We start from the raw sequence: 13,669 nt of genomic DNA on the forward strand, positions 1-13,669 counted from the left end.
GTTATGCCAAATTTAGATCATAAGGGTCCTGAAAATTTAGGCCCAAAAACCGGAATGAAATTGGGGAAATGTAGAAAGACAAAATCGGATAACATTGAATACCCTGAACACAGACCTTTTGGAAAAAGGAGACGAAAAAAATTAAATTACGACAAGATAACACGATTTAATTTCAAAAGATGAAAAAAATAGCTGTACCAATAACAAGAAATAATCAGATAGAAGAACATTTTGGGCATTGTGAGTTTTATGAAATTTATACTTTTTCTAATACTAACGAAGTTTTAGATGTACAATTATTAAAGTCAGAGCAAGGTTGTGTATGTAAATCAAATTTTATCAGTCTTTTAGAAAATGAAGGTGTAACATTGATGCTTTCTGATGGCATTGGCAATAACGCAATTAATAAATTAAATAATGCTGGTATTGAAATAATACGAGGTTGTTCAGGTAGTTCTGCAGAGGTGATCTTACAATTTATTGAAGGAGAAATTTCTGATAGTGATATAAGTTGTTTAAAGCATGCTCAACATCATGGAGATGGACATAACCATGTATGTGATCATTAGCCTAAACTCACAGAAAATATGAGTGTTTCTTTTAACTACATTTTTAAGTTATTTTATTTGAATTCATTCATGAAATCAGAGGCAACATTAACAAAAATTCTATTAGTCTATAATGCTTGTAAACTAAAATATACTTACAAAACAACGTTTACTCCTTCTAATAAAATTAAATACTTAGTACAGTTTTGAGTTAAATACGAGTAAATAAAACTTAGATAATGAATGACAGAGGCACAAATATTTTGCAAGGAGAAAGGGTTAAACTTCCAACCCAATATGGTCACTTTGAGCTTATTCCATTTCAAGAGAAATTAAATGGACTTGAACATATGGCACTGATTAAAGGAAACTTGACATCAAATGATACCATTCTAACACGAATTCACTCTGCTTGTGCAACTGGAGATTTATTTGGCTCATTAAAATGCGATTGCGGAGAACAATTAATTCAAGCTATGAAAATAATTGAGAACAACGGAAATGGAATAATCGTGTATTTGCAACAAGAAGGCAGGGGAATTGGTCTTATGAATAAAATGAAGGCTTATAAACTGCAAGAACATGGCATGGACACAATAGAAGCTAACTTACACTTAGGGTTTGCCCCAGATGAGAGGGAATATCAAATAGGAGCCGAAATTCTTATTTCTCTTGGTGTAAAGAAAGTGAAATTACTGACTAATAACCCTGAGAAAATTCTTGGATTGGAACAAAACGGAATTCAAGTTGATGAACGTATTCCTCTAATAGTACAATCAAACCCATTTAACATAGAGTACTTAGACACAAAAAGAAATCGTATGGGTCACCAGTTAAATGAAGAAAAAATGAAAATTCAATATTATGATAACTGACATATTTGAATTAAGACCCCGATATGGAGAAGTAGACCAAATGGGATATGTGTATCATGCCAATTACGTTACATATTGCCACCAGTCTCGTACTGAGTTATTACGCAAATTAGGGATAAACGATAGTAAACTTGAAAAGAACCATATCATGTTACCAGTAATTTCGTTTGAAATTATTTATAAAAAGCCTGCTCATTACGATGAACTTATTACAATACAAACAACTATTAAGGAATTACCAAAGGTTCGCTTTAATTTCGAATTTGAAATAAAAAATGAACAAAACACGCTTTTAAGCAAAGCAAAATCAACTGTTGTTTTTGTAGATAGTCAGTCACGTTTGCCAATTAACATACCTTATTTTGTTGAGAATGCACTTAAACCTCATTTTAAAAGTGTTTGTGTATGAAATTAATTGTACTTACTGAAAATTGCGCAGGATCCGGTTTTTTTGCAGAACATGGACTATCTTATATAATTGAATATAAAGATGATAAGATTTTGTTCGACACAGGACACTCAGATATCTTTATTAAAAACGCCAAAATACTTGGTATTGATATCCAAAAAGAAATTAACACGGTTATTCTTAGCCATGGCCATTGGGATCATGGAAATGGGCTACAATATATTGATAATAAAACTTTAATTACCCATCCAGGTGTTTTTATTAAACGGTTCAGAAAGAATGATAATTCAAATATTGGACTAAAACTAAGCAAAAACGATTTTGAGCAAAAGTTTAAGTTGATTCTCAAAAAAGAACCTTATTATATTTCAGACAATATTGTTTTTCTGGGACAAATACCCAGGCTAAATGATTATGAGTCAAAAACAACTCTTTTTTTAGATGAATTAGGCAAGCCTGATTTTGTAATTGATGATTCGGCAATTGCTGTTATTCAGAATAACGAGCTCATAGTAATTACTGGATGCTCTCACTCGGGCGTTTGTAACATTATTGAATATGCCCGCAAAGTAACAGGTATCAACAAAATAAAAACTGTAATTGGTGGTTTTCATTTAAAGCACAAAAACCGCCAAACTAAGGATACTGTAAATTTTCTGAAAAAATACGACATAGCGAAAATTTATCCATCGCATTGTACCGAATTCCCTGCTCTTGTTGCTTTTTATGAACATTTTAATATCGAACAATTAAAAACAGGAATGATTTTAAATTTCTAAAATGCTATCTAATCAAATAATCACAAACTCCATTAGAATAATTCACACACTTTTTGATGATCTTAAAAGCATACCTATTAACAATAAAAACTTTAAAGAACATGGCGGAAAAAGATATACAAGTCATGAAATAAATCATGTTTTTAATGAAACAGAATTGGTAGGTTTGCATGTTTGTATAAAATCTAATGTTAAAAGAAGAACAAAGTTTATTTAGCTTTTATAAAAGAGGAAGCTCTGATTAATTATAATTAAAATATTTATGAAAACAAGCAATATACTTATTGAAAATCAATACAATAGAACCCGTTTATTTGAAAAAGAAAACCTGAATTATCTGGTTAGAGTTTTAAAAAGATTTAATACTGCACCTAAGATAAACAGCATAAATATTACCACTTCTGACACTGAGCCCGATGTATTTAAAATTGTTCCTGAAAAAGCAATTAAAATTGGTTCACTATTTTTAGAAAAACCTGTTTTAGCATTAATCTATTTAAGATATGGTATTGAATGGCAACTTTGGCATAAAGCTTTAGGTAAAGAAAAATCCAATACTCTTTTATGCGATCTGGCTGCTCTTAAAGTTACTCAAATATTTTATGATTTATTACCCAAAAAAGATAAAGAAAAATTAAAAAATCTTGATTATTTTTTAATTGATCTGATTAAAAAAAATGAAGATTTAAACACAGAATCTTTATTAAAATATAAAGAACTACAATCTTTTCATGGATTAAACAATTCAAACAACATATTTAAAGAATCCTGGAAACCAATTCTTGAAAACCTGGCAAAACCAACAGAATATTTATTAATGGCTGGTGGTGATCTTAGACTGAATATCGACGAATTTGAATTGTTGAATAAATATGGTTGCCGACCATTTCCAAGACCAGAAGCATTTACTTTTGCCTCATCAACAGCGACTAGTGTATCAAATTTTGCTTTTGATAAAACAGACAAAATTAGATCGATATTAATTCAGAACAGCTTAAAAAAAGGTTTTAAAAACACAACTATCGAATTTTCAGAATCGTTAAAAAACAATCTTAGAAAAATCTTTAACATAAATGATGGATGTCAAATAATTTTTTCTCCATCGGGTACGGATTCAGCTCTTCAAATAGCAGCTATTAATCAAATTATTTCCGATAAAGAAATTACACATATTTTGGTAGCTTCTGATGAAACTGGTAGTGGTATTCCTGCAGCATTAAAAGGGCAACATTTTGAAAATACTACTGCTTTGAATTATCCGATTAAAAAAGGGGATAAAATTGAAGGGTTTAGAGATGTTGACTTGATCAAAATTCCTCTAAGGGATGAAAATGGCGAATTAAAATCATCGTTTCAATTAGATACAGAGGTTTTTAATGCCATTTCAGAAACTAATGAATTAGGGAGACATATTGTATTGCATGCCATGGATCAATCAAAATTAGGATATCAATCACCTAGTGAAGAAATGATGCAAAAATTGGATACACTTAACAATTTATCAATACAAATTATTGTAGACGGATCACAACTTAGATTAGATCCAAAAGACATACAAAATTATTTGAATAAAGAATATATGGTTACTATAACCGGAAGTAAATACTTTACAGGCCCTCCCTATTCAGGCGCATTAATTGTGCCTGAAAATGTTAGTAAATCAATTAATTCTGTAAAAAACACTTTACCAAAAGGTTTAACCAATTATTACAATCATTCAGATTGGCCAACATCGTGGTTCTGTTCTAAAGATTTATCCGATGGATATAATTATGGCTCATACATGCGCTGGAATGCTGCTATAACTGAAATGGACAGGTATTACAAAACACCTGTTTTATATAGAAATTTAGGAATTGAGATGTTTTGCAATTTTGTTGAAGACTCTATTAAAGATTCCACTTTTTTAGAACCACTTTTTGGAAATGAAACAAAAATTAATACTTATAACAGTGAAGAATTCGGACTTAGAAATATTCGAACCATTTTCCCTTTTTTTATCCTCAAAAACAATAATGTATTACCTCTTAATGATGTAAAGAAACTCTATACATTATTGAATTCAGATATATCTGATCAATTCGAAGGATCTTCTTTAGAAATCATTAGACTTGCTGCTCAAAAATGTCATATAGGACAAGCAGTTAATGTAAAATATGGTAATGATTTTCAAAGTGCTGTGTTAAGAATTAGTTTGGGCGCAAGGGTTATTTCCGAAAGTTGGGTAAACAGAGATATTAGCATCTATTTTAGAAATATAGAAACACAAATGAATCAGATCACTGTAATTATGAAAAAAATAGAATTGATCCTCAGTAATTCTGAATTGTTGAATTAAATAATGAGATTCAATATCTATGCACACTGGAAATACCTTGCATTTTTTCAATTATTTCTGCATAAATTTCTATGGTATGTTTCTTCAGAAGGGTTACCACTCACGCTTTTTATTAAGCTCTTCGAGGGCTTCTAATTCTTTTTGAGGAATCACTTTTAAGAAAGAAGGATGCTGTTCGATAGCATATTCAATTTTTTTAACAATCTCGTCTGTAGATTCATTATCGTAATCTATTTCCAAAGGCGCTTTAATTTCAAAAGATTGTAAAATGTTTTTCTTTTTAATACGCAATCCTTTTTTATCGAAAGAACGTCTAAACCCATCAATAACTATAGGTATTACAATAGGTTTATATCGTTTAATAATATGGGCTGTTCCTTTTCTAATAGGTTTAAATGGGGTTGTTGTCCCCTGTGGAAAGGTTATAACCCAACCATCATCTAATGCTTTACCAATGTTTGAAATATCACTCATCTTAACCTGTCTGTTCACATCTTGTCCTTCTGATCTCCAAGTACGTTCAATACTAATAGAGCCTACATAAGCTAATATTTTTGGCAGCAGTCCTGCTTTCATGGTTTCTTTGGCAGCGACATAATAAATATTCAACTTAGGATTCCACAAGTATCCAACATTTTTAATAGAGTCTTCTCGGCCACTTAAACTAGCATTAAAGACGTGAAACATGGATACCACATCTGCAAAGTATGTTTGATGATTCGAAATAAATAATACATTCGTATCAGGTAATGTTTTTATAATATCAGAACCTTCTATTTGTAATTCATTAAACCCTCTAAAGCGCCTATGAGTCATTGCACCCAGAATTCTTATGAGCCATTTTTTTACAATTAGTATATGTCCGAATGGATTTCTTTTAAACAATCCCATAAATCACGCGTCAAAATTGGTTGGTAGATGCAAAAGTAACAAAACTATTAAATTACGTGTGTTCTTTTAACAAGTCTTTAATTTCACTTAGCATCATGGCTGTAGCCCCCCAGACTACATGTCCGTTTAATTTAAATGCAGGCACCTCAACACTATAAGAAGTTGACACTTGCTTATTTATCAACACACTATCATCTAAAAAATGTTGCAAATCTATTTCTATAATGGTCTCAACTTCATCATCTTGCTTAATAAAGCTTGGTGTTGTTTTAGTAATACCTAAAAAAGGTTGCACATAAAAATTGCTTGGCGGAATATAAACTTGAGATAATTCTCGGATAACTTCCACGGTTTCTACAGGCACTCCCACTTCTTCAAAAGCTTCTCTTAACGCTGCTGCTTCTAACGACACATCTTGCCTTTCTAACTTACCACCAGGAAATGCAACTTGTGCAGAATGTACACCTTTATATGTTTTTCTTAGAATAAGCACCAGTTTTGTCTGGTCATTTTTATCTGGATAAAACAGTGCCAATACCCCTGCTCTTTTAGCCTTTTTTATGGCTTCTTTTTGCTTTTCCATAAGCGCTCTTCGGAAAGGTGGAACCATTTTAAAGTGAGACGATTCGGCTGGAAGCTGTATATTCTTTACTTTTGAAGTCAATTTTAAAAATTCATCAAAATTCATATCTATGAGACTTGTTTTTCTTTTATGTCTATTTTTTTTATTTCTGAATTGTGAAGATAAACAAACTAAAAAGAAAGTGATCCCTAAAACTACGGTTACAAAAAAGGAGAAAAAAGACATTAAAAAAGATACTATTATAGAACCTGAAAGAGAGTTCCCTAAGTTGGATTCTAAAAGTGCTATGGCCTTTTTTCTAGAATATGATAAACAGCATAAAGAAAATAAAGTACGTATTACTACAGATTTTGGGACTATTGATATTTTATTATTTAATGAAACAAAATTTCATCGTTCTAACTTTATTTTTTTAACGAAACAAAAATATTTTAACGGTACACAATTTTACAGGGTTATTAATAATTACATCGTACAGGCAGGTAATAGCGATGATAAAAAAACTGCTAAAAAACGTTCGTATATTGGAAGGTATTTATTACCCCCAGATACCAAACGCGGCTTTAAGCATGATAGAGGTGTTGTATCGATGCCTAGCAGCGAAATTAATAATCCTTATAAGTTAGCTTCTCCTTTTGAGTTTTTTATAGTGCAGCAAAAAGGTGGTGCTCATTTTTTAGATGGCGACTATACTATTTTTGGTAAAGTTATAAAGGGAATGCATGTTGTAGATAAAATTGCTGCGGTTGAAACAGATGATGGTGACTGGCCTGACAAAAATGTTTATATAAGAAGCGTCGAAATAATAGATTAGAATTATCGCCTTATGTTTTAATAGAAAAGGCTATTTTGGAATGTTAAAAATCGAACCTAAAAACAGTTCTCTTTTTCCCTTCCAAAATAGCCTTATTTTAATTTACTTTTATACTATTTTACTATTTTTTGAATAAACTGGGCACTTCCATCGTTCACTTTCAAAATATAAACTCCTCTGGCTTTTAAAGCTTGAGAAGATACTTCAAATATCTTTTTTTCTGATTTTCCCGATAAAATTAATCTACCGTTCAAATCAAATATACTATAAGCAACCTTGTTTGCTATACCTCCATGTAGCTTTATTGTGATTTTTTTGTTTCCTAATGGGTTAGGATAAACGCTAATTCCTTTATTTAAAGTTTCTTCATTTACAGATAGGGCATCTACAATATCTGCAAAGTCAATTTCTCTATTAATGTTTGAAGAAAAATCTCCACCAACAGGACGCAGTGCAACAACAAACTTATACTTTGGAGCTGGAGCTAACGGCGCAGGCACACTAACACTTACAACTACAGTTTGATCGGTTCCCGCAGGAACAGTTAACACACCTTGATTAATATGTTTATTATCTGGAGTTTTTAGAGCAAAATTAATTTCTCTGGTTTCATTGGCAGAATAAATAGCTTCAACAGAAAAAGTAGTCGTATCCTTGCTAAAGGCATCAGGGAAATTTAAAAACGCTACCGTTTCTGGATCACTAGGATTTGGGCTTCCTGGACAAAGAAAAACCAATTGTGTCCATCTTCCTCTTGAATAAGCTGTACCACCTCCTTCTGGTATTTTTCCATTAGTGTGTGAATTAAATTCTACTTGAATTTCATCGCCTGACTTAACACTTACACCTTCCCACGTTTTTGTAGTTGGTGTATAATCAACATCGGTTTCTGGATTCTGATAGGTACCAATTTCAACACCACCGACTTTAAGAACATAAGTGGATTCTCCATCTAATTCAGCCAAAGTTGTCAATGCTATATTATAGGTTCCATCAATTCCTGTAAAGGTTTGTTTTACCGCAGCAAACTTATCTTTATGTTGTGCTGCATTAATAGCCATCGCATTTCTGGCGTTATCAACATATCCCACTTCAAAACCATCAATTTTCGGCGTTATTGGAAAATCAACAGCATTTAAAATCACATTTTGACAAATAGGTTCGGGTTCGCAAGTACCTTCTTGCAGAGATTCTGGAGTATTAACATTTTTAGCTGCTGCTTCCTGATCTGCTTTAAAAAGTACTATTCTATCTACACAATGTCCTTTTGAGCGCCCTCCATATTCAATAATATATTCACCTGCTACAGGAAAATCAGCCCAAGTACTCATACCATTAACATGAGTACCTCCAGAGTTGGTTTCACCATAAGTTTCATATACAAAGTTTGATCGCTGAATCCAATGCTTAGTATGTTTGTTTAACGTATACTCAACGTTATTCTTTTTTCCAAAATAACGCACATTATTACCAGTTATATTTAACCATGCATCATTACCTGCATCACCTGTAGCAGCTTGCGGATCTCTAACATTTCGCCATAAAAAGCGATAAACCCCAGGGTTTGTTATTTTTATCTTATACGCTATAGTATGAATGGCGACTTGAGCTCCAAAATGATTTGGACCTCCATATCTTAAATACCCAGTGCCTGTATGAGTCGTAGTTCCAACTTGAGCTGTTTCATGAGTAAATAAAGCTTCATTATAATTTAAAGCACTTTCAGCTTCAATAACTAATAAACCGTCTTTCTCAATAAATGGACAACCTAAATCTATGACCTCAGGCAAAACAACTGTTACAACAGCACTGTCTGTAAAACCACCCTCTTGAGTTGTTCCTGTTATGGTTGCCAAACCTTCAGCAATTGCAGTAACCACACCATTTGCACTAACTGTAGCAATATCTGGGGCACTAGAGGACCATGTAACCGTTTTATTTGTAGCTTCAGCGGGTAATACTAATCTACCTAAAGTAACTGTTTTTCCTTTCTCTAATTCTACAGTCTCAGGAGTTACATTAAGACCTGTAACAGCAACATTTGGTCTTCCTGTTTGTCTTATTAAAGCTACCCAATCTGAACTTGAGCTATTTGGCGGATTACCAATATTTATACTAGATCCACCTGCTACAACGGTTACTGAACCATCAAATAAATCGCCTCCTGTTCTTGGATTAAACCATTTAATATCAAAATCTCCAGTCTGCCCTGTTAAATCTAAATCAGTAGTGCCTCCTTGTTCTAAATAAATAACATAGGTTTTTCCTTCTTCAGCTAAACATCTGTTTAAATTACCACTCGCAAGCGCATCATTATTTTGCATTTTCCAATACTCTAAGCCGTGTCCTTTAAAAAATTGTAGAATAGCTATTTTTGTCCAGTCAAATAAAATTGAGAATCTATCAAAATCCTCCGTCTGAAAATCACCCTGAGAACCTCCGTACCACATAACTCCAGAGCCTCCTGCCATTAAGCCTTTCCAAAGGATCTTTTTTCTAGCTTGTGGAATGACTTCTTTAGTACTTATATCTGCTGTTGCGAACATTCCTGTTGACCCTGGGTTTTGCTCATCACTTGCTACCACCCATGGTTTACCTGCTCCTTTAGAATTATCAATCCATGTTTTAATTCCTGATTTACCATCATAAGCATCGTCATAACCTGACGCTCTAGCACTTTGAATGGAAGCTCCTGTAATTTTAGCATTATTAGCAATCAAATAGTTATAATGCGTTTCATGTGCTCCTGGGTATGTATGAAGCACTCTATGATTTTGCCAAGGGTCTATACTTGCTAACCAATCAATTCTAGGAATAGAATTAGCAGGATCTGTACCATCTTTACCACCAAACTCTTCAGAAATATTCCACTCAATAGCTAAATGATGGCTAAACCTAGCGACCATCTCTCTATAATATACCTTGATCTGATCAAGAGACAAGGCATCCCAATTTTCAGCCTCTGCTAATTTAAAATGAAGCATCAATCCATTGCTCTCAGCATGATCAAAAACAATTTCCCATTGCTCTAACTTTGACACATCAAACTGATATTTATTTGATAAACTAGTCCAAGGAAACACATTTTTATCATCTCCTCCAAAAAGCGACATAGACATAGAGTTCATTTCCAACGCTCTTAAATAATTAACAGCACCTATAAGATTTTTTCCTTTTCCACCGTTCCAAGTAGGATCTCCTGCTTGCCAATCATCGGCATGTGGATTAAATTTATGCTCTGTACATAAACCACAACCATTTTTATTAACATCATGGTCAAAATCATTATAGTCCAGCATATTTTCTGGTGAGTCTGGACCAAATTTCAAAAGATACTCACCTGTTTCAGTCCATTTTAAATAACGACGTTCATTATCGGTCCCTGTATTTTGATATAACAATCTCCCTTTTGCTCTTAAATCAGGAAGCACAGCGTTTGTAGAAGTCACTGTACCAACAGCCCCACTCAAATCGTGGATTGGAGATGGTAAGCTACTTACTTCTTGCAAAGCAACGTCTGTACCAGTATAATAAAGCACTTGATAGTTCCAATCTCCTGTTTCGTATGGTCTCAAGTAAGCTTTAAATTTATTACCAGTTTTAGCATTGGTATTTGCAGCATCGCCATCAGCAGCAAAAAAACCAGGGACCCTAATCGTTTTTCCGTTAGGATCTGTAAAAACGACATCCATCCTGTTATTTCTAAAACTTGTATCAGACTCACTTATGTTAGATGGTAATGTAAGTGAAACAACAATTTTATCCCATTTACGAAGTGGTGTATTACCGCTTACCTCCACAGTTTGACTATACCCTAATAGCGAAATAGCCATAGTACTGATTAGTAATAACAACTGGTGTGTCATTAGATTAATTTTTTTCATAATAGTTTAGTTAAGTGTTATAGTTGTACTTCCGTTTGTAAATCATTAATACTATTGAACATAGCACATAGACTCATAAAGGCTAAATTAAGTTTGAAGTAAAAAAAACCCTATTACAAATGTTTTTATTCTAACCACAAATTGCTAAACACTTCTTAGTTTGATTGTCTTATGAGAATCACTAAAAACTATTGAATGAATAAATTAATAAAAGTTAATTATCATTAAAAAGCTAAAACTGTCAAAAACTCAGGTATAGTCTACCCTTAGGTACTTGGGCTAAACACTAAAATTATGAGAAAATCTTAAAATTGAGAGATCAGAACAAATGCATATGATTTCTTTATCTGAATTAAGGCTACAACAAATGTTTTTTTGAGTAGAACTAAATACCTTAATCTTAAACCAAGATTAGTTATTCTTTTGAATAAAAGCTAGGTAAGGCTATTTTAAATTTAACAGCTAATAACCTTGTTACGATTACCACAATTCCAGCAATGATAAATACAACATTGTTTTTAAGAGGAAATTCGCTTAATAAAAAATAGGTGGCTCCACCAAGTATACAAGCGGTAGCATAAATTTCTTTTCTAAAAATAATAGGAATCTCATTACATAATATATCACGAATAACACCTCCAAAACTAGCAGTTATTGTCCCTAAAGCAATACAAATAACTGGGTGTAACCCAGAATTCAATCCTTTTTCTATCCCAACTAAAGTATACAGGCCTATACCAATGGTATCAAACAAAAAAAGAGACGTTCTTAAATAGTTGATTTTACTTCTAAAAAGTATCGCAAAAACTGCAGATACAATAATAACATAGGTAAACGTAATGTCTTTCATCCAACTCACAGGTGTATTACCTATAAGTAAATCTCGAAGTGTACCGCCTCCAACAGCTGTAACAAATCCAATAATTAGAATTCCGAATAAATCCATTTTTTTATTGATTGCTACCAATACGCCAGAAATGGCAAAAGCAATGGTTCCTAAAATATCTATAGTATAAAACATATTTTTAATTCGGTTTTAAAAGTTGTTGGTCGTTCTCCTTGATTATTAATAATTATACATAGCGTTAGGGATTGAAGCGGCATCCTTTTTTAAGGCACGAAAAAAAGATATAGCATAAAGCCCGACCTTTAGGTAACGCCCAAAAGAAAAATTGGCTCAAAACATAAACCCATTCTTTACTTGAGACCCTTTGACTGCGCTCTGGGTAAGCGATTCACTCAATTTTTCTAAAAAAGAAAAATTGGTTCGCAACATAAACCCATTCTTTGATCGAGACCCTTCGACTGCGCTCTGGGTAAGCGATTCACTCAATTTTTCTAAAAAAGAAAAATTGGTTCACAGCATAAACCCATTCTTTACCTGAGACCCTTCGACTGCGCTCTGGGTAAACGATTCACTCAATTTTTCTAAAAAGAAAAATTGGTTCACAGCATAAACCCATTCTTTACTTGAGACCCTTCGACTGCGCTCTGGGTAAGCGATTCACTCAATTTTTCTAAAAAAGAAAAATTGGTTCACAACATAAACCCATTCTTTGCTTGAGACCCTTCGACTACGCTCTGGGTAAGCGATTCACTCAATTTTTCTAAAAAAGAAAAATTGGTTCACAACATAAACCCATTCTTTGCTTGAGACCCTTCGACTACGCTCTGGGTAAGCGATTCACTCAATTTTTCTAAAAAAGAAAAATTGGTTCACAACATAAACCCATTCTTTGCTTGAGACCCTTCGACTACGCTCTGGGTAAGCGATTCACTCAATTTTTCTAAAAAAGAAAAATTGGTTCTCTGCTTACATGTCTTGAGTGTAAAAATTATAATCTTTTAAAATAACATCAATAAATTGGGTATTTGTTTTTTGTTTCACATCCTTTATTCCTACTACTTCGACTATTTTCGCTCTTAGCTTTATTAACGTTTGGTAATCGTTTGCTGCTTTTGCCGTAATGAATGTATCTTTTATAATACGTGCATCATTATCAGACAACCTAATAACATTAGGGTACGTTGGCTTATAATCCTGTTTTAAATTTTCTAAAATAGTATGGCTAATATTCACACTGTCTTTTAATGCTATTACTGCAGTTCCAGCAGCCATATCTCCTAACCTTTGCGTCTTTTTATTAGACAACATCACGAAAAAGCCCAATCCGAAAATATAAACATCTACAATTCTAAAAAACCAACGTACTACATAATCAGACAATGATGCTTGGTAGCCATCAATTTTAACAACTCTAATTTTAAGAACTCGTTTGCCTATGGTTTGTCCTTGAAAAAAAGACTCTAAAGCCAAAGTATAAAACATCACAGGAAAACTCAAAATCGTATTAATACCTATTTGAGACCATTCATCCATGCCCTCAAAGACTCCAAATACTTTATTTAAAATTAGTAAGTACCCAATTTTAATAACCATATCAAGTACGAATGCTAGTAATCTTTCTCCACCACCTGCAGCATTAAACGTTATTTTTACATTTTGGGTCGTGTTAATTTGTAACTCTGACATTTTATATTTTAATTT

The 13,669-nt window shown here is 32.8% G+C and carries 13 protein-coding genes; 8 read left to right on the forward strand and 5 right to left on the reverse strand.

Annotated elements, in window-relative coordinates; genetic code table 11:
* Positions 1-3 precede the first annotated feature (3 nt).
* From Q4Q34_RS19605 to Q4Q34_RS00835, 7 genes are all read left to right on the forward strand, one after another.
* Positions 4-183, forward strand: a complete 180-nt coding sequence (locus tag Q4Q34_RS19605; protein ID WP_408611501.1) for a DUF5320 family protein — start codon at positions 4-6, stop codon at positions 181-183.
* A complete protein-coding gene (locus Q4Q34_RS00810; protein ID WP_303317440.1) occupies positions 180-569 on the forward strand; it encodes a NifB/NifX family molybdenum-iron cluster-binding protein in 390 nt (129 codons plus the stop codon). The genes Q4Q34_RS19605 and Q4Q34_RS00810 overlap by 4 nt, the downstream gene beginning before the upstream one ends.
* Before the next feature lie 218 nt (positions 570-787).
* A complete protein-coding gene (ribA, locus tag Q4Q34_RS00815; RefSeq protein ID WP_303317439.1) occupies positions 788-1,423 on the forward strand; it encodes a GTP cyclohydrolase II in 636 nt (211 codons plus the stop codon).
* Positions 1,413-1,832, forward strand: a complete 420-nt coding sequence (locus tag Q4Q34_RS00820; RefSeq protein ID WP_303317438.1) for an acyl-CoA thioesterase — start codon at positions 1,413-1,415, stop codon at positions 1,830-1,832. The genes ribA and Q4Q34_RS00820 overlap by 11 nt, the downstream gene beginning before the upstream one ends.
* Positions 1,829-2,611: an MBL fold metallo-hydrolase gene (locus Q4Q34_RS00825; protein WP_303317437.1), complete on the forward strand. Its 783-nt coding sequence runs from the start codon at positions 1,829-1,831 to the stop codon at positions 2,609-2,611. Before Q4Q34_RS00820 ends, Q4Q34_RS00825 begins: the two co-directional genes overlap by 4 nt.
* Position 2,612: 1 nt before the next feature.
* Positions 2,613-2,828, forward strand: coding sequence for a hypothetical protein (locus tag Q4Q34_RS00830; RefSeq protein ID WP_303317436.1), 216 nt, complete (start codon positions 2,613-2,615; stop codon positions 2,826-2,828).
* Between the two features lie 45 nt (positions 2,829-2,873).
* Entirely contained in the window at positions 2,874-4,949 is a 2,076-nt protein-coding gene (locus Q4Q34_RS00835) for a hypothetical protein (protein ID WP_303317435.1), read from the forward strand.
* A 93-nt stretch (positions 4,950-5,042) separates the two neighbouring features.
* On the opposite strand, the gene Q4Q34_RS00840 is transcribed toward Q4Q34_RS00835, so the two are convergent.
* A complete protein-coding gene (locus Q4Q34_RS00840; RefSeq protein ID WP_303317434.1) occupies positions 5,043-5,840 on the reverse strand; it encodes a lysophospholipid acyltransferase family protein in 798 nt (265 codons plus the stop codon).
* A gap of 52 nt (positions 5,841-5,892) precedes the next feature.
* Positions 5,893-6,528, reverse strand: coding sequence for an NUDIX hydrolase (locus tag Q4Q34_RS00845; protein ID WP_303317433.1), 636 nt, complete (start codon positions 6,526-6,528; stop codon positions 5,893-5,895).
* Between the two features lie 4 nt (positions 6,529-6,532).
* On the opposite strand from Q4Q34_RS00845, the gene Q4Q34_RS00850 reads away from it, so the two are divergent.
* Positions 6,533-7,237 carry a peptidylprolyl isomerase gene (locus tag Q4Q34_RS00850; RefSeq protein ID WP_303317432.1) on the forward strand — a complete coding sequence of 235 codons (705 nt, stop codon included), beginning with the start codon at positions 6,533-6,535 and terminating at the stop codon, positions 7,235-7,237.
* A gap of 113 nt (positions 7,238-7,350) precedes the next feature.
* On the opposite strand, the gene Q4Q34_RS00855 is transcribed toward Q4Q34_RS00850, so the two are convergent.
* The 3 genes from Q4Q34_RS00855 to Q4Q34_RS00865 form a co-directional block, all read right to left on the reverse strand.
* The gene (locus Q4Q34_RS00855; protein ID WP_303317431.1) at positions 7,351-11,121 is read right to left on the reverse strand and encodes an Ig-like domain-containing protein; all 3,771 of its coding nucleotides are present in this window, start codon (positions 11,119-11,121) and stop codon (positions 7,351-7,353) included.
* 415 nt (positions 11,122-11,536) lie between these two features.
* Complete coding sequence (locus Q4Q34_RS00860) at positions 11,537-12,142, reverse strand: trimeric intracellular cation channel family protein (RefSeq protein ID WP_303317430.1); 606 nt, start codon at positions 12,140-12,142, stop codon at positions 11,537-11,539.
* A gap of 792 nt (positions 12,143-12,934) precedes the next feature.
* Positions 12,935-13,654 carry an RDD family protein gene (locus tag Q4Q34_RS00865; RefSeq protein ID WP_303317429.1) on the reverse strand — a complete coding sequence of 240 codons (720 nt, stop codon included), beginning with the start codon at positions 13,652-13,654 and terminating at the stop codon, positions 12,935-12,937.
* Positions 13,655-13,669 lie beyond the last annotated feature (15 nt).

Origin of the sequence: Flavivirga abyssicola (assembly GCF_030540775.2) — a bacterium.
GTDB classification, from domain to species: domain Bacteria; phylum Bacteroidota; class Bacteroidia; order Flavobacteriales; family Flavobacteriaceae; genus Flavivirga; species Flavivirga abyssicola.